The organism is Brachybacterium sp. GPGPB12 (genome assembly GCF_038396325.1).
Taxonomy (GTDB): Bacteria; Actinomycetota; Actinomycetes; order Actinomycetales; family Dermabacteraceae; genus Brachybacterium; species Brachybacterium conglomeratum.
Map to the genome: position 1 here is coordinate 3,902,135 of NZ_CP149573.1, position 21,688 is coordinate 3,923,822.

General features: G+C 68.2%; 21 protein-coding genes and 6 pseudogenes. 15 read left to right on the plus strand and 12 right to left on the minus strand.

All coding sequences use genetic code 11. The features are described from left to right. Positions 1 to 70: 70 nt before the first annotated feature. The 11 genes and pseudogenes from WKH84_RS22760 to WKH84_RS22810 all read right to left on the minus strand — a co-directional run bounded on the left by WKH84_RS22760 (position 71) and on the right by WKH84_RS22810 (position 9,120). Positions 71 to 337 carry a DUF6112 family protein gene (locus WKH84_RS22760; protein WP_006213369.1) on the minus strand — a complete coding sequence of 89 codons (267 nt, stop codon included), beginning with the start codon at positions 335 to 337 and terminating at the stop codon, positions 71 to 73. Further along, positions 337 to 1,985 (minus strand): annotated as a pseudogene (locus WKH84_RS22765) (M23 family metallopeptidase). The gene WKH84_RS22760 and the pseudogene WKH84_RS22765 overlap by 1 nt, the downstream one beginning before the upstream one ends. 32 nt (positions 1,986 to 2,017) lie before the next feature. Further along, positions 2,018 to 2,697: pseudogene (locus tag WKH84_RS22770) on the minus strand (hypothetical protein). Positions 2,698 to 2,720: 23 nt separating this feature from the next. Next, positions 2,721 to 3,776: a ParB N-terminal domain-containing protein gene (locus tag WKH84_RS22775; RefSeq protein ID WP_341855207.1), complete on the minus strand. Its 1,056-nt coding sequence runs from the start codon at positions 3,774 to 3,776 to the stop codon at positions 2,721 to 2,723. A gap of 127 nt (positions 3,777 to 3,903) precedes the next feature. Continuing rightward, positions 3,904 to 4,707, minus strand: a complete 804-nt coding sequence (locus WKH84_RS22780) for a hypothetical protein (protein WP_341855208.1) — start codon at positions 4,705 to 4,707, stop codon at positions 3,904 to 3,906. A gap of 98 nt (positions 4,708 to 4,805) precedes the next feature. After that, the gene (locus tag WKH84_RS22785) at positions 4,806 to 5,210 is read right to left on the minus strand and encodes a hypothetical protein (protein WP_341855209.1); all 405 of its coding nucleotides are present in this window, start codon (positions 5,208 to 5,210) and stop codon (positions 4,806 to 4,808) included. Beyond that, positions 5,207 to 6,089: pseudogene (locus WKH84_RS22790) on the minus strand (DUF2637 domain-containing protein). The gene WKH84_RS22785 and the pseudogene WKH84_RS22790 overlap by 4 nt, the downstream one beginning before the upstream one ends. 258 nt (positions 6,090 to 6,347) lie before the next feature. Further along, on the minus strand, positions 6,348 to 6,959 hold the full coding sequence (locus WKH84_RS22795) for a bifunctional DNA primase/polymerase (RefSeq protein ID WP_341855210.1): 612 nt from the start codon (positions 6,957 to 6,959) through the stop codon (positions 6,348 to 6,350). Positions 6,960 to 6,994: 35 nt separating this feature from the next. Then, positions 6,995 to 8,081 (minus strand): annotated as a pseudogene (locus WKH84_RS22800) (ArdC-like ssDNA-binding domain-containing protein). Between the two features lie 246 nt (positions 8,082 to 8,327). Continuing rightward, a complete protein-coding gene (locus tag WKH84_RS22805; RefSeq protein ID WP_341855211.1) occupies positions 8,328 to 8,864 on the minus strand; it encodes a helix-turn-helix transcriptional regulator in 537 nt (178 codons plus the stop codon). A gap of 73 nt (positions 8,865 to 8,937) precedes the next feature. Next, complete coding sequence (locus WKH84_RS22810) at positions 8,938 to 9,120, minus strand: hypothetical protein (RefSeq protein ID WP_341855212.1); 183 nt, start codon at positions 9,118 to 9,120, stop codon at positions 8,938 to 8,940. Between the two features lie 554 nt (positions 9,121 to 9,674). Between WKH84_RS22810 and WKH84_RS22815 the strand changes: the two genes are divergently transcribed. The 11 genes and pseudogenes from WKH84_RS22815 (at position 9,675) to WKH84_RS22865 (ending at position 17,376) form a co-directional block, all read left to right on the plus strand. Further along, on the plus strand, positions 9,675 to 9,884 hold the full coding sequence (locus WKH84_RS22815; RefSeq protein WP_006213359.1) for a heavy metal-associated domain-containing protein: 210 nt from the start codon (positions 9,675 to 9,677) through the stop codon (positions 9,882 to 9,884). After that, positions 9,884 to 10,015 (plus strand): hypothetical protein, encoded by a 132-nt coding sequence (locus WKH84_RS22820; RefSeq protein WP_341855213.1) that lies wholly within the window; start codon positions 9,884 to 9,886, stop codon positions 10,013 to 10,015. The genes WKH84_RS22815 and WKH84_RS22820 overlap by 1 nt, the downstream gene beginning before the upstream one ends. Before the next feature lie 170 nt (positions 10,016 to 10,185). After that, the gene (locus tag WKH84_RS22825; RefSeq protein WP_341855214.1) at positions 10,186 to 10,608 is read left to right on the plus strand and encodes a hypothetical protein; all 423 of its coding nucleotides are present in this window, start codon (positions 10,186 to 10,188) and stop codon (positions 10,606 to 10,608) included. Positions 10,609 to 10,874: 266 nt separating this feature from the next. Next, positions 10,875 to 13,150 (plus strand): annotated as a pseudogene (locus tag WKH84_RS22830) (heavy metal translocating P-type ATPase). 96 nt (positions 13,151 to 13,246) lie between these two features. Continuing rightward, complete coding sequence (locus WKH84_RS22835; protein WP_341857057.1) at positions 13,247 to 13,459, plus strand: hypothetical protein; 213 nt, start codon at positions 13,247 to 13,249, stop codon at positions 13,457 to 13,459. Positions 13,460 to 13,525: 66 nt separating this feature from the next. Further along, a complete protein-coding gene (locus WKH84_RS22840; RefSeq protein ID WP_006214162.1) occupies positions 13,526 to 13,879 on the plus strand; it encodes a metal-sensitive transcriptional regulator in 354 nt (117 codons plus the stop codon). 47 nt (positions 13,880 to 13,926) lie between these two features. Next, the gene (locus WKH84_RS22845) at positions 13,927 to 14,907 is read left to right on the plus strand and encodes an NAD(P)/FAD-dependent oxidoreductase (protein ID WP_341855215.1); all 981 of its coding nucleotides are present in this window, start codon (positions 13,927 to 13,929) and stop codon (positions 14,905 to 14,907) included. Next, positions 14,883 to 15,071: a hypothetical protein gene (locus tag WKH84_RS22850; protein WP_341855216.1), complete on the plus strand. Its 189-nt coding sequence runs from the start codon at positions 14,883 to 14,885 to the stop codon at positions 15,069 to 15,071. The genes WKH84_RS22845 and WKH84_RS22850 overlap by 25 nt, the downstream gene beginning before the upstream one ends. A gap of 466 nt (positions 15,072 to 15,537) precedes the next feature. Continuing rightward, positions 15,538 to 16,353, plus strand: a complete 816-nt coding sequence (locus WKH84_RS22855) for a hypothetical protein (protein WP_341855217.1) — start codon at positions 15,538 to 15,540, stop codon at positions 16,351 to 16,353. Then, positions 16,350 to 16,679 carry a ferredoxin gene (fdxA, locus tag WKH84_RS22860; RefSeq protein WP_006214165.1) on the plus strand — a complete coding sequence of 110 codons (330 nt, stop codon included), beginning with the start codon at positions 16,350 to 16,352 and terminating at the stop codon, positions 16,677 to 16,679. The genes WKH84_RS22855 and fdxA overlap by 4 nt, the downstream gene beginning before the upstream one ends. A gap of 97 nt (positions 16,680 to 16,776) precedes the next feature. After that, a complete protein-coding gene (locus WKH84_RS22865; RefSeq protein WP_341855218.1) occupies positions 16,777 to 17,376 on the plus strand; it encodes a YdhK family protein in 600 nt (199 codons plus the stop codon). Between the two features lie 85 nt (positions 17,377 to 17,461). Here WKH84_RS22865 and WKH84_RS22870 read toward each other — a convergent pair whose 3' ends face one another. Beyond that, on the minus strand, positions 17,462 to 17,593 hold the full coding sequence (locus WKH84_RS22870; protein ID WP_259273829.1) for a hypothetical protein: 132 nt from the start codon (positions 17,591 to 17,593) through the stop codon (positions 17,462 to 17,464). Between the two features lie 3 nt (positions 17,594 to 17,596). Between WKH84_RS22870 and WKH84_RS22875 the strand changes: the two are divergent. From WKH84_RS22875 to WKH84_RS22890, 4 genes and pseudogenes are all read left to right on the plus strand, one after another. Beyond that, positions 17,597 to 19,685 (plus strand): annotated as a pseudogene (locus tag WKH84_RS22875) (heavy metal translocating P-type ATPase). A 10-nt stretch (positions 19,686 to 19,695) separates the two neighbouring features. Then, the gene (locus WKH84_RS22880; protein ID WP_006214168.1) at positions 19,696 to 20,001 is read left to right on the plus strand and encodes a metal-sensitive transcriptional regulator; all 306 of its coding nucleotides are present in this window, start codon (positions 19,696 to 19,698) and stop codon (positions 19,999 to 20,001) included. 800 nt (positions 20,002 to 20,801) lie between these two features. Beyond that, on the plus strand, positions 20,802 to 21,185 hold the full coding sequence (locus tag WKH84_RS22885) for a transcriptional regulator (RefSeq protein WP_341855219.1): 384 nt from the start codon (positions 20,802 to 20,804) through the stop codon (positions 21,183 to 21,185). Positions 21,186 to 21,323: 138 nt separating this feature from the next. Then, positions 21,324 to 21,683 (plus strand): carboxymuconolactone decarboxylase family protein, encoded by a 360-nt coding sequence (locus WKH84_RS22890; protein ID WP_341855220.1) that lies wholly within the window; start codon positions 21,324 to 21,326, stop codon positions 21,681 to 21,683. Positions 21,684 to 21,688 lie beyond the last annotated feature (5 nt).

The window sequence follows — 21,688 nt, forward strand, 5'->3', positions numbered from 1 at the left end:
CCCGCCAGACACGCAGCAGCGCCCGCCCCCACAAGACCGGGGGCGGGCGCAGCGGCTTCAGCGCAGGGGTTCAGAGTTGTTGGCCGATGCCGATCAACCAGTTCATCCACGTGACCCCGGCGCCGGCGAGGATCGCCGCCCCGAGGGCGACGAGCACGCCGGTGCGGGCCTTGCCGGCGGCGGCGTAGTTCCCGGACGCAGACGCGATCGCCCAGACGATGCCGGAAATAATGAGCATCAGCACCGCGATGATGAGCACGAACGTCAACAGGGCGCCGATGACCTCTTCCAGGTCGCCGATGCCGCCCAGGCCCTCGAAATCGGGGAACACGTCCATCAGGCCCCACCACCCGAATCGGCGAGGGTGACGTGGAGGTGGTCTTGATGCCTCGTGGTGATATCGGTGCCGCGCGTGTAGTCGCGCCAGCCCTCGTCGTCACGGGCGAGGGACCAGATCTTGTCCTGCCAGATGAGGTAGTCGACTCCGAGGGTCTCGGCGTGGTCTTTCATCCAGTTCGTGACTTCCCAGCCCGCCTCGATCTGCGCGGGCGTGGGCATCTGCCCGATGGCGTTGCCGAACGCGATATCGCAGGCCCGACCCAGCGGGTGCTCCGAGACCGTGCCCGGCCGTGGCGAGTAGCACGACCAGGTCGTCTCGGGGAACGCCGCGATCGTCTGCTGATACAGGTGCAGGGTGCGGCGGGTGATCTGCCCGTTACTGGTCGGGTCGTCGACCAGCTCATCCGGGTCACCGGCCGGGGCAGGGTCAGGCTCCCCACCAGGCCCATTGCTGTCGGGGTCGCAGTCGCCGGCCGGTGGGCCGGTCTCGGCCTCGGGCAGGTCCGCGGCGTCGTGGGCGTTCAGCCAGGCGGCGGGGTCGGTGTGCTCACCGCCGGTGCCCCCGACATAGACCTCAAGGTGCAGGTGCGGGCCGGTGGACTGGCCCGAGGAGCCGACGTCGGCGATGTCTTCGCCCGGCCCGCACCCTATCGCCGGCCTCGACGTGGATGCCGTCGGCCCAGGAATGGATGTACCCGGTGGCGACCTGCTCGCCGCCGACCTGATGTTCGATGACGACCTTCCCGCCCCACGCATCGGTGTACTCGGCGACGGTGACCGTGCCGTCGGCGGCGGCGAGGATGGGCGTGCCGTCCGGGGCGGCGAAGTCGCCGCCGGTGTGGAAGGACTGCTCCCCGGTGATCGGGTGGGTGCGCGGCCCGTACGGGTCGGTCGCCGTCCACGTGCCCTCGGGCAGAGGGAACACCACCCGCGAAGACTCCGCCGCCCCGGCCACAGCAGGCACCACACCAGGGTCAGTTTCGACGTTCGTGCCTGTGGTGCCGAGGAGGGTGTCGAGGATCGTGACGGCGACGGGGCTGTAGTTCTCGTACCGGTCGGGGAACGCCGAGACCTCCACGGCTTGGGCGGCCTCGCCTTTGCCCATGTCTTGCCAGCCGGGGATGTCCAGCGCGCCCGCGCGGCGAGGGATGGTTCGGGCCGTCCGGGCCGCCGAAGAACGCTCGCGCCTGATACTCGGGGGCCATCAGCTCTGGGACCGACCCCCACCCGGCCTGCGGGCGCATCTGGAACAACCCCAGGCTGTCGTTGTCGCTGCCATCGCCATCGTTCGGGTAGTCCGCTGACTCCGGGTAGACGCTCGTGTTCGACAGCCGCCGCAGGGTCGACTCGGTCAGTGCGGCCATCAGCGCGATCTGGAGTCCGTCACGGTTCACGCCCTCGACGCCGGAGCCGGTCTCGATGATCGTGGCCGCGTGCGTGAGTTGCTTCTTGTTCAGCGTGAACGACTCCCCATCGCGCGTTTCGACGGCGAGCTCGTCGGGCACCTCGCCGACTTGCAGTCCGCCGCCGGGCACGGTGCAGGCCCAGGTCGCGGCGGGGTTCATCAGCGACCCGATCCCGACCATCGACAGGAACGGTGCTACCAGCGCCAGTGCGAGCAGTCCGATAGCGAGCTTCTTGAGCACCACGCCCCTCCTTTCTCCCCAGACCTCTCGGGTCAGCGCAGGGGGTTGTCCAGCTCGGACAGCCGCGGCAGATGACAGGTGTCGTAGGCGGGCTCGCAGACCACGAACACGGTGAACGCCACCTCGTGCGCGGAGTCGACGGGTTCGTCGTTCAACACCCCGGCACGGTGGCGGACGCCTTCGATCGTGATCGCCGTCGTCCCCTCCACCAGTCGCCCCGGCGCGCCTGCTCCTGCGCGGTCGCCCACGCTCCGGGCACGAACGCATCGGTGATCTCCAGGTGCTGGGTGGTGGCGTACTGGCGCAGCTCGACCCATGCCTCCCGCGTGGGCAGATAGGCGGCGATATCGGAGGCGAGGCCGGCCTGCTCGGTGCCGGTCGGGTCGGCGACCTCCATCAGCACGCTCGTGTAGTCCAGCGGCATCAGCCCCGACCCGGTATCCCAGGCGAACACCGCCGTCGCGACGTTGCGGGCGAACTCCTCCGGGTCCCCGGACCCGACCACCGCAGCGATCCGCCCCGGCCGTGGCGTGCCGGACTCGACCGGACTCGACGACGCGCCCGGCTCGGGGTCACGGTCGTGGGGTGGGCTGGTGTCGGGGCCGAGGATCAGGCCGTAGATCCCGATGCCGGCCAGGAGCACGATCACCAGGCCGGCGGCGAGCAGGACGATCAGGCGGGTGCGCGGGCGGGAGTCAGCGAAAGTCTTCATGCCGCCCAGGTGCACGCACCCGGTCACAGAGCACGCAGATGTCGCCGAGAGACGCTCTCGCCTGATTCGGCATCAGCGCCGGGGCCGGTGTCCTCGTCGGTGCGGGGCTCCTCGGTTGTCGTCTCGACGTCGTGGCCGGTGGTGTCGAGGGAGATGCGCAGGCGGGCGGCGAAGGCGCTGGTGCCGTCGGCGACGTCGAGGAAGATGCCGGCCTGCTCCTCGGTGAGGTCGCGGGCGAGCTCGTCCACGTCGTAGTGGGTCCACCATTCCGCCAGGGAGGTCCAGGTCTGCACGAACGCCGTCACCGGCCACCGCCCCGGCACCACCGCCGGCCGGGCCGAGGTGTGCGTGCGGGGCTTGGTGCGTCCAGCGGCGGTGACACGGGCGACGGCCTCTTGGGCCATCGCGCGCAGCGACGCCTGGCGAGAGGCGTCCGCTTGCTCGACCTGGCCGCGCAGGCGCTGATAGGCGGGGTCGACCGGCCCGCCGGCCTCGATCCCCGCCAGCTCCGTCGTCGCCTGCTCGCGCGCCTCGGGATTCTCGGGGTTCTCGGCCATGGCCTGGATCGCCGAGATCTTCTCCAGCGTCGTGTACGAGGCGCGGCCGGTGACCATCCGCGCGGCCTGCGCGCGGCTCCTCCCACCGACACCCCCTGACGGGGGTGCCAATTTGGCACCCCCGTCAGCACCGGGCTGATTCTCCGCCGAGAAGCGGGTTACGACATCGCGGCGCTGGGCGTCCTCGGTCATGAGCCGCTTGAGCTCGCGGTACAGGGCGGCGGCCTCCAGCTGGTTGAGCGGCTTGCGGTGCGCATTCTCGTCCTGCTCGGCCAGCAGATGCCCCAACCGGGTCGAGACACCCGATCGCACCCACACGCTGACCGTGCGCCAGTGCAGCGACCGGATCGCTCCCAGCCGGCGTCGCCCGCACACCAGCACCCCTTCGGGGGTGACCGTGATCGGTTGCAACAGGCCGTGCTCGCGGATCGAGTCAGCCAGAGCCTGGATATCGCCGAGGTCGGCGCGATGACGGGCACCGACCTGAATCGACTCCACGGTGCGTTGCAGTTCGATACTCATCACCACTCACCCCTCTCAGTCCTCTCTTCGTGGTCCCCGGTTACTTCCGGGCCTGTCGTGGGGCGGCCAGGCAGATGGTGAGCACGAGATCGTCATCGCGCAGCGAGCATCGGGATCGTCTCGCCGATCAGCGGCCCGCAGCGAGCACCCCGCGGCCCGCGCTGGTCGCCGCCAGCGCCGGGTGCGGGTTGCCCAGCGGCGCCTTGAGCGACCCGGTCCAGGACCGGCCCGGCAGATCCAGCGGCGCGCGGGCGTGCTGGTCACGTCGCAGGGTCTCGAACGCGGTATGCCGCGCCCCGGCCTTCGCCAGCGCCCCGCAGATGTGCTCCACCGACGCCCGCGCGGTCGCGGGCTCCCAGCCGAGCATCGTCACCAGCGCGATCGCGTCCTCAGCCGCCGACGACGCCGACATCGCCACCCCCACCACACCACCACCGCCACCGTCACCGTCTCCGGCGTCTCCGGTGCCGTCGGGATCGGGTTCGGGGTCGGTGACCTGGAACGCGGGGTGATACTCCGACAGCGGCGTCTCCCTGTCGGAGATTCGCTCGGCGTCGTGGAACGCGGAGATGTGCGGGCGGCGGGCCTGATGGGTCGAGCACAGCGGCCCCTGGGCGCGCTCCTCGGCGATGCAGGTGATCCGCACCGCGTGCGTGACCACGCCCCACGGGTCGATCGCCTCCCGGGCGGAGCGGGTGCGCATCACATCGAACGCGGCGCTGGCGGCCTCCCACGGGTCCAACGAGTGCTTGCGCGCCAGCGCGGCGTACTTCTGCGCCGCATACTGCATCAGCTCGCCGGCGACCGGGTCCCGCGCCCATGCCCCGGGCCCGGCCGCGTGGAGCCGGGCCAGCAGGGCACGCGACCCGGCGCTGGTCGTGTAGTTCTCAGGCCCCCGCCGCGGGGAACCTGTGTGAGTCGTGGTCGTCATGGGTTCGGCACCTCCTGGCAGGCAGGTGCACTCGCCTTCTCCGACACCTGGTGCTCGGCGTTCGGCGCCGGGCATGGTCGTGGTCATGGCCGGTCACCTCAGTTCATTCCGACCGGGCCGCGCCCGGCCCCGTCACGGCTCGTACTGCGGCCGAACGCCGAGATCGGGGGCGACTCACGCTCCTTTGCACCCAGGCGCGTGACGCCGCGGGCGAGGCCGTCGTGGGCCTTGTGTGCGAGGTTCGCCTCGAAGTCGATCGCCAGGCGTGAGATCTGCCCGGTGCCTCTCGCCATCAGGTCCGAGGTGCGTACCCAGTCAACCCCGCGCGCCTTGCGCAGTGCCGGATCAACATCCGCAGTCTCAGTCTTGGCACCGGTTGTGCGGGTGACGTCGGCGGCTTGGATCGCCTCCGGAGCACCCGGTGTCTCCGCCCGGTCAGGGCGGGTCGTCTCCGGCGGGGGCGTGTCCTGCCTGCCGGGGTTGTTCTGCTCGTAGGGGTTCATGATTTCTGCTCCTTCTCCTCATCTGATTCGTTGTGGTGCTCGGGCACTGCCGAGGTCTCCTGGTCTGCGGCGGGCGCGGGATCGGTGCGGGGGAACCAGCGGCCGACGGTCGAGGCGTGCACGCCGAGTTCGCGCGCGATCGCCTTGTTCGACCAGCCCCGCCCCCGCAGCACTGCCGCCCGTTCCCGCCGCCCAGCACCTGCCAACGTTGGCGGGTCGGGCTCAGCCGATGGGGTTTCGGCCACCGCCTCCAGCACGGGCACATCCGATCGGTCAGGCTCTGTCTGCTCGCCCAGCACCTTGGCGGCCGGGGCCGGCGGTGTCGCTACCGCGATGCCCGTGGCCGAACGTGGCCGCTCGGGAAGCTCCGGCAGAAGGAGCGGTGCGGCCTGTGCCTGCGCGCCAGCGGTCTCGGAGACCTCCAGCGCCGATCCTGACTCCGGGGTGGGGGTGATCGGCGTGGGGACCGGGGTTCTGGTGGAGCGGGTCAGGACCGTCGTCAGATGCGTGGAGGCCAGCAAGACGAGCGGCGGGACCGCGGCGACGATGGCCGCGAGCAGGCCCGGCACGGAGGCGTCAGCGGCGACGAGGGCGTGCGCGGCGTTCGCGCTCACCGACATCAGCGCCCCGGCGATCAGCAAGCACCCACGGGTACCAGGCCGCCCGATGCCCGTCGAGGGCGACGACCGCGACGGTCGCGACCACGATCAGCCCGTCCACCAAGAGCGGCCAGATCCACGCCTGGTTCCTGGTGATGCCCGAGCGCACCGCGAGATCGGCCAGAGCGACGAAGCTCAGCCAGAACGCGCCGCCGCCGATCAGCACCGTCCCCGACGCGGCCGCGACCACCGCCCATCGCCGCCCCGACAGCCCGCCCATCACAGCCCCCGGCCCGCCCGCGTCGCAGCCGGCACCGGCCCGAATCTCTCCGGCACGGACTCGGCCCGGGTCGAGGTGCCGACACCGGTGGTGATGGTGCGGTAGGCGGACTCGACGGTGCGAGTGATCTCCCGCGCCCGAAATCCGGTCGCTCCACGCTCGCAAACGCATCCAGCGCCTCGGAGACCGGCACATTGCCCTCGGCGAGGCGGCAGGCGGCCCAGAACAGCTTGAGATTGCGATCCGTGGACTGCCCGCTCAGCCAGGACGCCATCCGACCCGCATCCACCATCGCCCCTGCATCCGAGATCGGGCCGGTCTTCGGGCGGGGCCGGGGCGGGGTGAGAAACTCCCGCAGGCGCGCGCATCCAGCGCCCGCCCGTCGGTGGGGGCGAACGAGGTGGGGCGGTAGAGCACGCTCTCGCCGTCGATCTGGCGGCGCGAGGGCGGGACGATGATGTAGCCGCGATCCCCACGGAAATCCACCCCGGCACGGCCGGCCTGCCACGACGGCTGTTCACTGTCGGCGGCCGGGAAGTAGATGTGCAGGCCGCCGGTCGGTGAGCGCACCATCGTCTCCCAGCCATGCACCAGCCCCTCCCGCCGCGCGGCGCGGATCGCGTCGAAGCCGTTGACGCCGTGCACATCGACATCCACCACGGAGACGCCCGAGGCTCGGCCGGTGGGCATGCCGATGTTCGCCGCCGGGAACCTGCGCCACCAGGCCTCCACCTGCGCCGGGTCGGTGGTGGCGTCGTGGAAGCCGCGTCGGGTGATCGGTCGCTTGCCCTCCGGCGCGCACGGGAACACCGGCACCCCGGACTGCGCGAACACCATCGCGGCCCGCCCCAGCGGCCAGGACGCATCCATCTGCCGGACCGCCCGAGTAAACCTGCTCTCGGACATCACAGCCCCCGCCCCAACACGACCGCAGCGGCCCGCTCCGGCGCCGGCAACGGCGCCACTTGCCGACCGGGCGTGTCCTGCCGTGGGCTCTTCGGGGCCGGGCCGTCGCGTTCCAGCCCGGGCGGTGTGCCGTCGGGCACCTGGTTCGTGTCGAGGCCGTCGAGGATGCTGAGCGCGGTCTTGCGGATGCGCTCACCGGCGGCCTGCACGACCTCGACCGGGTTCTTCCCGTCGACGTTCGCCGCCCACCCGGCCACGTACGGGATCGTGTAGCCCGTGGTGTCCATGCCGTGGGCGGCGCCGATCATCAGCGCCACCGATTCGGCCTCGACCTCACCGATCCCGCGATGCTCGCCGCGCCTCCTCCTGGTCCGGCCCATGCATCAGCACATGCCCGAGCTCGTGGGCGAGAGTCTTCACCTGCGCGGCGTCGTCCATGTTCGTGCGCACGGCGACTTGCCGGGTCGAGTAGTTCGTCAGCCCGTTCGCGCCGCCGATCATGCCCTCGTGCGGCACCCACAGCGGCTCGAACCCCTCCGCCGTGACCTGCTCCGCCAGACCCTCGCGCAGACCTTCGGGGGCTTCGCCAGCGAGCGACCGTGGCGCTGGCCGTTCGGGGATCGGATCGCCGCTGGTCTGGGAGGCGTCCCAGACGTAGGCCGGGCGCACGCCGACCATGCGGGAGCGCACGACCTCACCGGGCTTCGGCTTCTCACCCCGGTTCAGACGCCGCCAGGAGTCCGGATCGGCCGGGTTCGTCGAGGCGAACCTGCCAGTGACCGGGGCGAGGATCTGATACCCGGCCTGGCCCTTCTCGACCTGTCGGCCCAGCTGCTGCCACTGCTTGTATCCCGCGACCAGGGTGGGGAACGGTTCGGGCACCCCGCCGGCCTCGAATGCGGCCTGGTCTCGCTCCCAGATCAGGCAGACGTTGTTGAAGCTCCGCGACCGGAACCGGGCAGCGAACCGCATCGCATCGGCCCAGTCCTCACCGGTGACCAGCCGTTCGACGGCACCGGTGAGCTTCTCGTGGAGCTCGTCGAGCTTCGCTTCCCGCTGTTGGCGGGCTTCCTCCCTCGTCGCCATCGTCGGCCTCCTCTCGGCAGGCCAGCCGCGAGGTCGCGGCTGGCCTTGCACCAGCGAGGTGAGCCAGGAGCTTCCGGCGAGTCAGACGGTCAGCGAACGGAACAGTCGGTAGGTTGGCCGTCAGGACACGGGCGGCACCTGACGTGGACCTACTGGCGTATCAGCCTCAGAGCCTGCGTAGGGCTGGAAGCGGCTGAGTCCGGTCGGACGCCGGACGAAGTGATGATTTCCCGGACGACTCTGTCGCTATCTATCCGCGACAACCGGGCGCATGGAGCGGTAGCGACTCGGGCTGAGCCCGACGTGCTCGATGAATGCCTCCGTCGCCCGTGAACGGCTGGACCAGCCGACGCAACGACCTACTGCTGCGACAGAAAGATCGGACTCGCGCAGCGGCCTGGCCATCTCCTGCACGCGAAGCATCGTCAGATACGCGATCGGGGTCTTCCCGAAGGCATCGACGAACACACGGGTCAATTGCTGCGGGGAGAGCCGCACCCTCTCGGACAGCTCGTGGAGTGTCCACCTATAGGCGACGTTTTCATGCAGTGCCTCCCGTGCCAGCGGCGCCTCCGGACGGAGAGGGGCTAACCTGCGACTGCGCGGCGGCACTGGACGCGCGCGTGCACGCTGCAATGGTGTCAGCCTCGCAGGCGAGACCCGGATGAATGGTCCGAGCACATCCATGACAGCGAACCAGAGTGCCTGGAGTCGGTTGAATCTCTCTCGGAACCGTCTCTCAACGCTGAGCGCGACCATCTCATCAATCCACGGCACAACCATCCCGGCCCGATCTCTGCCGAGTCGCAGGATCTGCGCTGGTTCAGAGTAGATCTTCTCCGCGAAACCGGGGGCGTCAAGCCGATCGTGCAAAGACCGCAGAGTGCCGCCAGAAGAACTGATCGAGAGCGAAATCGGTATCGACACGGATCGACGTCACCGACACTTGGCACTCGGGCTCACGACTGAACAATACGTTCGGGCCGAGAAGGATCGCATCGCCCACGCTGACCGGCTGACGACCGAACTCGCTGAACATGATTGCCGAGCCCGACCTAATGAACAAGATGTTGAGGCAGTCGTAAACCACCGGGCCGACAGGCCGGTGGACGGCAAGCGTCTGGGCGACCAGCGGGCTACGCCAATGTGCATCACAGGAGTGCCTCGTCGCCTCTGGCGTGGCCGCGCACTCTTGCTGGCTCTTGTCTGATCCGCTCACTAATCTCGAACGCCTGTGGAGCCGGACGAGCTCGCCAGTTCCGAACCAACAGCAATAGCGCATGATCGCTGTGGGGCGGGAGTCGGTTTCGTACCAGTCTTCGCCGCCTTCGTCGATGCGGCAAGGCAGTCCACGGTTCTGATGAGCCGAGGGGTCACTACTCTCCGACGCGCATCGACAAAACCCAGCGGATCGCCCCGCAAAGCATCGGTGCACCACAAGGCACACCTCGGACGCTCCAACCATCGTTTGCAGCACTTGCGCGATGCGCTCACACGATCGCCTCCCTCCTTGCGGAATACCTGACAGGGGTATAGCGTTGACTTGTACACGTACCCGGTAGGGGTACTACCGACATACAAGGAGGATACCTGATGGCTTCGAACGATTACCAGGTGACGGGCATGACCTGCGGCCACTGCGAGATGTCGATCCGCGAGGAGGTCAGCGAGATCCCCGGCGTCCAGGACATCCAAGTCAGCGCGCAGACCGGCAAGCTCAACGTCACCGCCGAGGGTGAGATCGACGACGCCAAGGTCCTCGCGGCGGTCGAGGAGGCCGGCTACTCGGCGGTGCGCGTCTGATGAAGGCCGGAGGACGGCTCGCGCTCTACGGGGCCGGGTTGGTGGTGGCGTTCGGCGGGGCCTTCGGCCTCGCCGGCGCCGTCATTCCCGATAGCTTCGCAGCAAAGCATGGGCAGAAGGAAGTAACGTGAACGCACACGGTGAAGGGCACGGCGACGGCGCGCAGGAAACCGCGGAGCCCGCTCTGAACGGGGTCTCCGCAAGCGCGGACGGCTTCGTGCTCTCTCCGGTCCAGGCCCCCACGGCCGCAGGCGAGGATGGAGACCTGAGCTTCCAGATCCTCGACGAGTCCGGCGAACCGGTGACCGAGTACACCACCGCGCACGAGAAGGACCTGCATCTGATCGCCGTGCGCACCGACGGCGCCGGTTTCCAGCACGTGCACCCCGAACTCGACACGAGCACAGGCACCTGGTCGGTGCCGTGGACCTGGGACGAGGCGGGCACCTACCGCGTGTACGCCGACTTCACACCCGCGGGCGAGGAAGCCGAAGGCATCACTCTCACCCGCGCAATCGAGGTCGCGGGCGACTTCACCCCTGTCGAGACCGAGGCGCAGACCACCGACGAGGTCGACGGATACACCGTCTCCCTCAACGGCGACCTCACTGCGGGCACCTCAAGCGAGCTCACCATCTCGGTCGAGCGTGACGGTCAGCCGGTGACCACGCTGGAGCCTTACCTGGGCGCGTTCGGCCACCTGGTGGCGCGCGCGCGAGGGTGACCTCGCCTACCTGCACGTCCACGCCGAGGGCGACGAGCCCCAGGCCGGGGACACGGCCGGACCCGAGATCCGATTCGCAGCGGAGGCCCCGACCGCCGACCGTTACCTGCTCTACCTGGACTTCCAGGTCGACGGGCAGGTGCACACCGCCGAGTTCGTGATCGACGCCGAGCACGGTGACGGCTCGAAGACAGACGATTCGCATTCCGACGGCCACTGACCCGCAGGGCCTGGCGTCGCACGAGAGCTGAGAAAGAAGGAAGAGGATGAGCACATCAGCGCCCCCAACGGGTGGGCCGGACATCGAGTTGGAGATCGGCGGGATGACCTGCGCCTCCTGCGCGAACCGGATCGAGAAGAAGCTGAACAAGCTCGATGGCGTCGCGGCCACCGTCAACTACGCCACTGAGAAGGCTAAGGTCACCGTGCCTGCCGGCTACGATCCGTCACTGCTGGTCGCCGAGGTCGAGAAGACCGGGTACACGGCCGCACTCCCGCCCAAGCCCAAGGACACTACGGCGAACATGTCGGAGACCGAGGCCGGGGAGGAGGAAGACAGTGAGCTCACCTCGCTGCGGCATCGGCTGATCGGCGCGATCGTGCTCACTGTTCCCGTGATCGCGATGGCGATGATCCCCGCGCCGCAGTTCACGTATTGGCAGTGGGCCTCACTCGCCCTGGCCGCACCGGTGATCATCTGGGGAGCTTGGCCGTTCCACAAGGCGGCGTGGACGAACCTCAAGCACGGTGCGGCGACGATGGACACGCTCATCTCGATGGGTACCTCCGTCGCGCCGCTGTGGTCGCTCTATGCGCTCTTCCTCGGCACTGCCGGCACTCCCGGCATGACGCACCCCTTCGAGTTCACGATCGCTCCGTCGGATGGCGCGGCGAACATTTATCTCGAAGTCGGCGCGGGCGTGACGATGTTCATCCTCGCCGGCCGCTACTTCGAGAAGCGATCCAAGCGCCAGGCCGGGGCCGCGGCGCGCGCCCTCCTGGAGTTGGGCGCGAAGGAAGTCGCCGTACTCCGCGACGGCGTAGAGGTGAAGATCCCCACCTCTGAGCTGGCGGTCGGCGACGAGTTCATCGTCCGTCCAGGCGAGAAGATCGCCACCGACGGTCTCGTGACCTCCGGCTCCTCCGCGGTGGACGCCTCGATGCTCACCGGCGAGTCCGTGCCGGTCGAGGTCCGCGAGGGCGACTCGGTCACCGGTGCCACCGTCAACGCCGGCGGCCGCCTGGTCGTGCGGGCGACTCGTGTGGGTTCGGACACACAGCTCGCACAGATGGCGAAGCTCGTCGAGGACGCGCAGACCGGCAAGGCCGAGGTGTGCGGCGTCTGGCCGATCGTATCTCCGGCATCTTCGTGCCGATCGTCATCGTCGTCGCGTTCATCACCCTCGGCGCCTGGCTGGGAGGCGGGTTCCCCGTCGCCGCCGCGTTCACCGCAGCGGTCGCTGTGCTCGTCATCGCCTGCCCCTGCGCGCTGGGTCTGGCGACCCCGACCGCGTTGCTCGTCGGCACCGGGCGCGGTGCGCAGATGGGCGTCCTCATCAAGGGCCCGGAGGTGCTGGAGTCCACTCGCAAGGTCGACACCGTCGTGCTCGATAAGACCGGCACCGTCACCAGCGGCAAGATGACTCTGACCGACGTGATCACTGAGCCCGGTGTGGATCGTACGGAGTCGCTGCGTTTCGCCGGTGCACTGGAAGACTCTTCGGAGCATCCGATTGCGCAGGCGATCGCCAAGGGCGCGACCCAGGAAGTCGGCCAGTCGCCTACTCCAGAGGACTTCGCCAATGTCGAGGGCAAGGGCGTGCAGGGCATCGTCGAGGGGACCCCGGTCGTCGTCGGCCGCGAGTCTCTGCTGGCGGACTGGTCGCAGAAGCTCTCTCCGGAGGTCGCACAGGCGAAGGCCCAGGCCGAGGGCGAGGGCAAGACGGTCGTCGCGATCGGCTGGGACGGTGCCGCGCGCGGCATCCTCGTCGTCGCCGACACCGTCAAGCCCACGAGCGCCGAGGCGATCCGCGGGCTCAAGGAGATCGGCCTGACCCCGGTGCCGCTCACCGGTGACAACGAGGCCGTGGCCCGCCAGATCGCGTCCGAGGTCGGCATCGACGAGGTCATCGCCGAAGTGCTACCCAAGGACAAGGTCGACGTCGTCACTCGCCTCCAGGAAGAGGGCAAGATCGTCGCGATGGTCGGCGACGGCGTCAACGACGCCCCCGCGCTCGCGCAGGCTGATCTGGGCCTGGCGATGGGCACCGGCACGGACGTCGCGATCGAGGCCTCCGACATCACGCTCGTGCGCGGTGACCTGCGGGCCGCCGTCGACGCGATCCGCCTGTCCAGGAAGACCCTGTCGACGATCAAGACCAACCTGTTCTGGGCATTCGCCTACAACACCGCCGCGATCCCGGTCGCTGCGCTCGGCATGCTCAACCCCATGCTCGCAGGTGCGGCGATGGCGTTCTCCAGCGTCTTCGTCGTCGGCAACAGCCTCCGCCTGCGCGGGTTCACGAGCGTCGCCTCGAAGTGACGTACGAGAACCCACCCATCCACACGAATCCAATAACGAAGGAACACCAGAGAATGAGCAGCTGCTGCTGCAAAGACGAACGAGACCAACCCGGCCGTGGAGAACGGTGGACGCGAGAACCTTCTTGGCGGGGGCGCCGATGACATGACCACCTGCCCGGTCATGGTCGGCACCCCGGTCAGCAAGAAGACCGCCGAGGCCGCCGGCCTCTACCGCGACTTCGAGGATGAGCGCTACTACTTCTCTTGCGCTGGTTGTGGGCCTGCGTTCGATTCGGACCCGGCCAAGTACGCCGCCAACATGGCGTAATCCACCAGCGTGCGGGGTGCCGCGGCACCGCTGCGGCACCCCGCCACCTGATCGGAGCGAACCGACATGACCACTACGACTCCCACCACCGAAACCCACCTCGACACCTGCCCCGCAGGAGGCGACGGCGACGCGTCCGTCCACGGATACATCAGCGATAAGACGAAGTACCGCAATCGTCTGCGGCGCCTCGAAGGCCAAATCCGCGGCATCGATCGGATGGTCGACGAGGACCGCTACTGCATCGACATCCTCACCCAGATCTCCGCAGTCACCAGGGCACTCGAAAATGTCGCCCTCGGCCTGCTCGACGATCACCTCAAGCATTGTGTCCTCGACGCCGCACTCGCCGGCGGACCAGTGAGCGAGCAGAGGCTCGGCGAGGCGTCCGAGGCCATCGCCCGCCTCGTGCGCTCCTGACGCCGGCGCATCAGTTCGATCACGACCAGCAGTTCAGGAGTTCTTCTATGACCCCACAGCACGTTCTCATCCTCGGCTCGGGAGCGGCCGGGGGCCGCGCCGCCCGCACTCTCGCCTCACGCGACGATGTCCGGGTGACGCTGGTGACCCGCACCGGGGAGACGCCCTATACGCGGATGCTCATCAAGGGAATCGCGTTCGGTCCGACACCGCCGGAGATGATCAAGCTCCCGGCGCCTCAGATCGAGGTCATCGCCGACACCGTGCTCAAAGTCGATACCTCGGCGAAGCAGGTCCAGCTGACCTCCGGCGCACAGGTCTCCTACGACGCGCTCATCGTCGCGACCGGGAGTATGCCTCGCTCCCTGCCCGCTGACGTGTTCGGCGGCGAAGACGCCGGACAAGGGCGGGTCACCGCTCTTCACTCCGTGGAGGATGCCCTGGGCATCCGAAAGCCGCTGACCGGACTGGGGCGACCCGCGCGGGTAGCGATCTACGGCGGTGGAATCATCGCAGCCGAGACAGCCTCGTCTCTGCAAGCCGACGGACGCATGGTCACGCTGGTCTCCCGCAGTTCAGTTCCCGGCGTCGGAGCGTTTGGGGCGCCCGTGGCTGAGCGCCTCGCCGCCGACCATGCCGCCAAGGTGCAGGCCCGATTCGGTCGCACTCTCCAGCATGTCGACGAAACAGAATCCGGTGTCACCATCACCCTCAACGACGGAAATCCCGTCGAGGCTGACTTCCTTCTCCTCGCGCTCGGCACGACGCCCGCGGCCCCGTCACCGTGGACGAACGGTATCGACGTCGACGATCACCTCCGCGCCGCGGCAGAACACGTCTACGCGCCGGAGGTGTGGCCACGCACCACGACGAGGCACTGGGCGCCTGGCGCATCGACCATTGGGAAGACGCCGCCGCACAGGGTGCGCATGCCGCGCAGGCCGCATTGCACGACCTCGGCATTAGCGACGATCCGGGCGCCTACCTGCCACGCGGCCCTTACATGGCAATGGTCTACGGTCAGATGATCTCCGGAGTCGGGTACACAGCCGGCGCAGACGCCCACCTGGAAGCCGGTGAGGAGTTCATCGTCCGCCACGAGACCGACGGCATCGTCGTCGGCGTCACTGGCATCGACGCAGTCGGCACCGTCTACCAGTGGGGGCAGCAGCTCCACGGCGTGCGGGCATAGGCGATGGCGGGAGACTGTATTAGGCAGATCCCACGGCGGGGCTTCGTGCTCTCGCTGGCAGCGACCATTCTCATGATGGCCGCCGCCAGCGCGCCGTCCTTGTTCTACCCCCAGATCGCCGAACGGCTCGGACTCATCCCCGTCGCCACCACACTCGTGTTCGCGGTCTACACCTTCACCCTCCTGGCCGCGTCGCTCTACCTCGGACCACTCTCCGACCACGTCGGCCGACGTCCGGTCGTGGCCGCCGGTTCTTTGGCGCTGGCGCTGAGCGTGGCCATGTTCTGGTTCGCCGGTAGCCTCGCGGCGCTCCTGGTCGCCCGAGCCTTGCAAGGGCTCGCAGCGGGTCTGCTGATCCCGGCGCTGTCGGCGATGATGATCGACTTCGAGTCCCCGTCGCATCGGAACATCGCAGCCCTGTGGAACACGATCGGCCCGATGATTGGCCTTGGGGCCGGGGCTCTCGGTGCTCGCGCTTCTCCTCGATCTCACCTCCGAACCGACAACTGCCGTCTTCGGGTCGCTCGTGCTTGCCTTCCTCATCGTGGCAACGGTCGTGTGGAGCACACCGGAACTGGCCCCGAAGACCCGGATACGACGTGGCGACCTCCGTCCGCGGTTCACCGTGCCACCGCACCTGCGCCGCATGTTCACCGCCGGAGTGCCCGTGATCATCGCCGGGTGGGCGACCAACGGGCTTTTCCTCGCGCTCGGAGCCGACCTCGTCGGCAGTGAGCTTGGGGGCTCCACGCACACCCAAGCTGGGATCGTCATCTTCGCACTGGCGATCTCCGGAGTCACCGCCTCGTCCGTCCTACAGCGGCGTTCCGCCCGCACCATCAGCCTGTATGCGACCAGTGCCCTGGCGTTCGGCACCGCAGTGAGCATCGGCGCCCTCGCACTCGGTTCCTACTCAGCCTATGTCGCCTCGGTCGCGATCGTCGGTTCCGGGTTCGGCACAGCGTTCCTCGGGGTACTGCGCACACTCATGCCCCACACGGCATCGTCGGAACGCGCCGCCGTGATGGCTGTGATCTACACAGTTGCCTACCTGGCATTCGGCGTGCCCACCATCGTCGCCGGATTGCTCGTGCCGGTGCTCACCCTGTCGGGGACGATGACGATCCTCGGTGCGATCATCATCGCCCTCAGCCTCGTCGCCACCGTCCTGCGCCTGCGCATCCCGCACCCGGCCGCAGGCCCGGCAGAGACTGACGACTTCCCCGAGCCTCCCACCGGCTCTCACCGCCGATCCGCACCCGACCGAGAGGAGCGACCATGACCTACGTGATCGCGCTTCCCTGCGTGGACGTCAAGGACCGCGCCTGCATCGACGAATGTCCTGTCGACTGCATCTACGAGGGCGAACGCTCGCTCTACATCCACCCCGACGAATGCGTCGACTGCGGAGCCTGCGAACCGGTCTGCCCCGTCGAGGCCATCTACTACGAAGACGACCTGCCCGACGAATGGTCTGACTACTACAAGGCCAACGTCGAGTTCTTCGACGAGTTGGGTTCTCCCGGAGGAGCCGCGAAGATCGGACCGACGGGCTTCGACCATCCCCTCATCGCCGCATTGCCCATCCAACACGAGCAGACCCTCTGAGAAGGGGCTTCCGATTGATCCATACCGACACAACACACAAGCCTTGACTAGTACCCCCTAGGGGTATATGGTAGGCATATTGATGAAAGGAAATGACATGCAGAGGAGACTGCGAACAGGACTGGCGGCGGGAGCGCTCGGAGTGGCGCTCGTGCTCGCCGGTTGCGCCAGCGGAGCAGACGACGACCAGCAGACCGACCCTTCGGCTACTGAGGAGCATCAGGGCCACGGCGGCAACAACGCAGAAAGCGGTGATGAGGAGATGGAGCACCCGATGGACGGCGGACCGGCACCCGAGGGTATCGCCGAAGCCAGTGAGCCCACCTACCCTGTCGGTACCGAGGTGCGACTCACGGCCGACCACATGGAAGGCATGGAAGGGGCTACAGCAACGATTTCCGGCGCATTCGACACGTACACGTACTCCGTGAACTACACGCCCGCAGGTGGCGGCGACCCCGTCACTGATCACAAGTGGGTCGTGCAGGAAGAAATTGAGGATGCCGGCGACGAGCTTCTGGCCGACGGCACAGAGGTGACTCTGCTCGCCGAGCACATGGAAGGCATGGAAGGCGTAAAGGCCACCATCGCTTCGTCCACCGATGAGACGGTCTACATGGTCGACTACGAGACGGACGGCATGAAGATGACGAACCACAAGTGGGTCGTCGAGAGCGAGATCCAACCAGCGTCCTGAGCCGACGTTCGCTTGCCCGGCCACCGGGTGAGCGGCAATCGGCCTGGCTCGATGACGGAGGAGAGGAATCATGACGGACCCGAACTCACACCAGCACCACGGCCACGAAACCGATACACCCGCCCACGGCGAGCATCACCACGGGTCTGTGTCCGCGCACGCCTCGGCGGATGCGCACGGCACGCGCGAGGGTCAGCACACCGGGCATCAGGGCCACGCCATGGACCACGGGCGAGCACTCAGGCCACACGGGCCTCGACGAGCACGGCGGCCACGATGAGCATGCCCAGCACGGTGGGCACGGAGATCACAGCGGCCATGGCGGGCACGGGGACCACGTTGGCCAGTTCCGCCGGCTGTTTTGGATCAACCTCGTCATCGCCATCCCCGCGGTTGCCCTCTCACCGATGTTCGCCATCTTTGCTGGGCTACGAGGTCCCCGGCTGGGCGGGCTGGGTCGCCGCGGCACTGGGCACCGTCATGTACGTCTGGGGCGGCAGGCCCTTCCTCACCGGTGCCGTCAGCGAGTTGAAGTCCCGCAAGCCCGGGATGATCTGCTCATCGCTCTGGCGATCACGGTGGCCTTCTTCGCCTCCTGGGCCGCCACGCTCGGGCTCGTCCATCACGAGCTCGAATTCTGGTGGGAACTGGCGCCGCTGATCGTCATCATCTTCGCTGGGCCATTGGATCGAGATGCGCTCCCTGGCCCAGACCACCTCGGCGCTCGACTCGTTGGCGGCACTGCCGCCAGACGAGGCCGAGCGCGTCGAGGGCGAGAACGTCGTCAAGGTGGCCCCAGCCGACCTCGACGTGGGCGACGTGGTCATCGTGCGCCCCGGCGGCGCGTCCCGGCCGACGGAACCATCGTCGACGGCCGCGCCGACATGGACGAGTCCATGATCACCGGCGAGTCCCGCCCGGTCTCTCGCGGCGAGGGCCAGACCGTCACCGCCGGCACCGTCGCCACCGACTCCGGCCTGCGGGTGGAGATTACCGCCACCGGTGACGACACCGCCCTGGCCGGCATCAACCGGCTCGTCGCCGAGGCGCAGAACTCATCCTCCCGCGCCCAGCGGATCGCCGACAAGGCCGCGGCCTGGCTGTTCTGGTTCGCTCTTGGCGCGGCGCTGGTCACTGCGGTCGTCTGGACGCTCATCGGCATGCCCGACGAGGCCGTCGTGCGCACCATCACCGTGCTCGTCATCGCCTGCCCCCACGCCCTCGGCCTGGCGATCCCGCTGGTCGTCTCCATCGCCACCGAGCGAGCCGCCCGCGGAGGCGTCCTAGTGAAGGACCGCCTGGCGCTGGAGTCCATGCGGCAGGTCGACGCGGTGCTGTTCGACAAGACCGGCACGCTGACCAAGGGCGAGCCCACCGTCACCGGCGTCGAGCCGACCGGCGAACTCGACGCCGACCAGGTCCTCGCCCTCGCTGCCTCGGCCGAGGCCGACAGCGAGCACCCGCTCGCCAAGGCCATCGTCACCGCCGCCAAGGACAAGGGCCTTGCCCTCCAGCAGGCCAGCGGCTTCTCATCCTCGCCCGCCGTCGGCGTCACCGCGACCGTCTCCGGCCAGAAGGTCCGCGTCGGCGGGCCCCGGCCGCTCGAGGAGACCGGTCAGCACGAGGTCGGCACGGCCGAGGCATGGCGCTCCGAGGGCGCGATCATTCTGCACGTTCTCCGCGGCGGCCAGGTGGTCGGCGGGCTGAGGCTCGCCGACGAGGTCCGGCCAGAATCCCGCGACGCCGTCGACGCCCTCCACGCCCTCGGTGTCGAGGTCGTCATGATCACCGGCGATGCCGAGGCGGTCGCGAACGAGGTCGGACTGGAGCTCGGCATCGACCGCGTCTTCGCCGGCGTGCGCCCGGAGGACAAGTCCGCGAAGGTCTCCCAGCCGCAGGAAGAGGGCAAGAGGGTCGCGATGGTCGGCGACGGCGTCAACGACGCCCCGGCTCTGGCGCAGGCCGATGTCGGCATCGCGATCGGCGCGGGCACCGATGTCGCCATCGCCTCGGCCGGGGTGATCCTGGCCAGTTCCGACCCACGCGGCGTGCTCTCGATCATCCAGCTGTCGCGACGCGCATACGGCAAGATGAAGCAGAACCTGTGGTGGGCCGCCGGCTACAACCTTCTTTCGGTGCCGTTGGCGGCCGGTATCCTGGCACCGGTGGGATTCGTCCTGCCAATGTCGATCGGCGCGATCCTGATGTCAGCCTCCACCGTGGTTGTCGCGCTCAACGCCCAGCCGCTGCGGCGCATCGACCTCACACCCGAAGCCAGCACGCGTTCCGTCCTGGAGCGCCAGAAGTAAGGACATGCCCATGTCTGTCGATACCGATTCCCACCAGCACGGCTACATCAGCGACAAGGAGCGCTATCTCGGCCGCATGAAGCGCATCGAAGGACAGGCGCGTGGGATCGCGAAGATGATCGATGAGGAGAAGTACTGCATCGACATCCTCACCCAGGTCTCCGCTCTGACCCGTGCCCTCCAGGGGGTTGCGACTGGTCTGCTCGACGACCATCTCAAGCACTGCGTGCTTGATGCCGCCAAGCTCAGCGACGAGGCGGCCGTCGAGAAGATCCAGGAAGCCACCGACGCCATCAACCGGCTCGTTCGCTCCTGAACCCGGACCCCGATCACCGCGTTCCAGGACACGGCGGGCACAAACCCTCAGGATGCCAGCGCGCTTGATCCTTGCCGACGCGCCGTCCGCCCGCGACGCGCTCACCTTCGCTAAGCGGGCCGCGCAGGCCGGTGCCCATGGCGTGCGCTTGCAGGCCGCGGCCGGGTCGCTGCGCATGAGCGCGACCGCGCTAACGCCCCGTGGTCCGCTCGACCGCACTCCTACGATCCTCGTCCTTCGCACGCTCCGCTCCGACCCTCAGTCGCAGTGCGACGTCACCGTGGAAACGTTGACCGCGACCGCCGTCCCTCTTACCCTGGCGTTGCCGGAAACCGCGCTGGCACCCGCCTGGACCAGCGTCGAACCCCCGCAACACGGGTGGAGACTTATTGCGGATGTGTCCAGCCTGACGCTGATGCGCGCGCCCGTGCCGGCATCGAGGCCGTCGCCCAAGCACTTCCCGACAAACCCGGCGACGATGTCGTCCGCAAGATCCGGGGCACGGTTTGGGGCACCCCGGACACGGCACTCGCATCGCTGCCACAAGGCGTTGCGTTCGCCGCCTACGTCTTCGGGTTCCTCAGCCGAGGAAACGGGGCCACGATCTCAACCGCCGGCCGTTGGACGCGGTTGACCCTCCCGACTGGACACGTGCTCCTGCGCGGACCCGTCGCCTCTGGCCTCACCCCGATCCGCCGCACCCGGCCACGCGTTTCCGAGTCCGTCACATCGATTGAATAACCCTTGATACCCTATAGGGGTATGGGGTAGTATTGATGACTATGAAAAAGGTTGAGCACGTGCACGCCACGTATGACACACCGCATCTGAATGCGGCGGTCGGAGTCTTCGCGTTGCTGGCGAATCCGGTGAGTGTGAAGATGATCCTCGCCATTCGCGACATCGAGGTCTCTGCCAATCACCTGGCGGACATCGTCGACCTTCCCGTCGACCAGACCTCCCACGAGCTTCACCGCCTGGAGTCGGCCGGGATCGTGAGTCGGCAGCGACGCGAGTCCGGCGACTTCTACCTATTGAACGGTGTGCATGCCGGGGCGCTGGCTGAGGTCGCGATCTTCCATGCCGAACATCAGCAAGCAGGAACGCACTCGTGCGGGTTCTCCCACCTCGAACTCGCGACCGAACTGACAGAGGAGGCATCATGCCCCGTTTTTCCCGATTGACCCCTGAGACCGCAGTGGGGGCCTCACGAGACTTGCTCGGCGATCTCGTCGAGCGGCACGGCCAGGTCGGAGACATGGTCTCGACGATGGCGCACTCCCCGGCGGTGCTCGGCGGCTATCTGCGCGCTGAGCAAAGCCATGCGTCGCGCCAAGCTCGACCGTAAGGTCAGCGAGCTCGTTTCGATCGCCGTGCAGTCGAAGCAGGGATGCGGAATGTGCCTGGCCTCGCACATCAGCGCGGCACGATCGCTCGGGGTCAGCGATGACGAGATCGCACTCGCCCAGCAGGGTACGGCGATGACCGGCCCGGTCGCGGCGATGATCGCGCTCGGCCTCCAGGTCTACCGTGAGCCTACGTCGATCACCGACGAGCAGATTGACGAGCTTCGGGGATACGGGTACAGCGACCGTGAGATCTCTGATGTCGTCGGGGTCGTGTCGCTGAACATTCTCACCGGCGCCTTCAACCTGGTTGCTGGCCTCACGCCGGGCGACTGACTTCG

Coding starts and splice junctions, on each gene's coding strand:
- WKH84_RS22850 (WP_341855216.1), top strand. CDS start 14,883: ATGGCAATGGTCTACGGTCAGATGATCTCCGGAGTCGGGTACACAGCC.
- WKH84_RS22795 (WP_341855210.1), bottom strand. CDS start 6,959: ATGGATGCGTCCTGGCCGCTGGGGCGGGCCGCGATGGTGTTCGCGCAG.
- WKH84_RS22880 (WP_006214168.1), top strand. CDS start 19,696: ATGTCTGTCGATACCGATTCCCACCAGCACGGCTACATCAGCGACAAG.
- fdxA (WP_006214165.1), top strand. CDS start 16,350: ATGACCTACGTGATCGCGCTTCCCTGCGTGGACGTCAAGGACCGCGCC.
- WKH84_RS22775 (WP_341855207.1), bottom strand. CDS start 3,776: ATGAGTATCGAACTGCAACGCACCGTGGAGTCGATTCAGGTCGGTGCC.
- WKH84_RS22815 (WP_006213359.1), top strand. CDS start 9,675: ATGGCTTCGAACGATTACCAGGTGACGGGCATGACCTGCGGCCACTGC.
- WKH84_RS22785 (WP_341855209.1), bottom strand. CDS start 5,210: ATGAACCCCTACGAGCAGAACAACCCCGGCAGGCAGGACACGCCCCCG.
- WKH84_RS22840 (WP_006214162.1), top strand. CDS start 13,526: ATGACCACTACGACTCCCACCACCGAAACCCACCTCGACACCTGCCCC.
- WKH84_RS22810 (WP_341855212.1), bottom strand. CDS start 9,120: ATGTTCAGCGAGTTCGGTCGTCAGCCGGTCAGCGTGGGCGATGCGATC.
- WKH84_RS22780 (WP_341855208.1), bottom strand. CDS start 4,707: ATGACGACCACGACTCACACAGGTTCCCCGCGGCGGGGGCCTGAGAAC.
- WKH84_RS22760 (WP_006213369.1), bottom strand. CDS start 337: ATGGACGTGTTCCCCGATTTCGAGGGCCTGGGCGGCATCGGCGACCTG.
- WKH84_RS22890 (WP_341855220.1), top strand. CDS start 21,324: ATGCGTCGCGCCAAGCTCGACCGTAAGGTCAGCGAGCTCGTTTCGATC.
- WKH84_RS22865 (WP_341855218.1), top strand. CDS start 16,777: ATGCAGAGGAGACTGCGAACAGGACTGGCGGCGGGAGCGCTCGGAGTG.
- WKH84_RS22805 (WP_341855211.1), bottom strand. CDS start 8,864: ATGGTTGTGCCGTGGATTGATGAGATGGTCGCGCTCAGCGTTGAGAGA.
- WKH84_RS22820 (WP_341855213.1), top strand. CDS start 9,884: ATGAAGGCCGGAGGACGGCTCGCGCTCTACGGGGCCGGGTTGGTGGTG.
- WKH84_RS22845 (WP_341855215.1), top strand. CDS start 13,927: ATGACCCCACAGCACGTTCTCATCCTCGGCTCGGGAGCGGCCGGGGGC.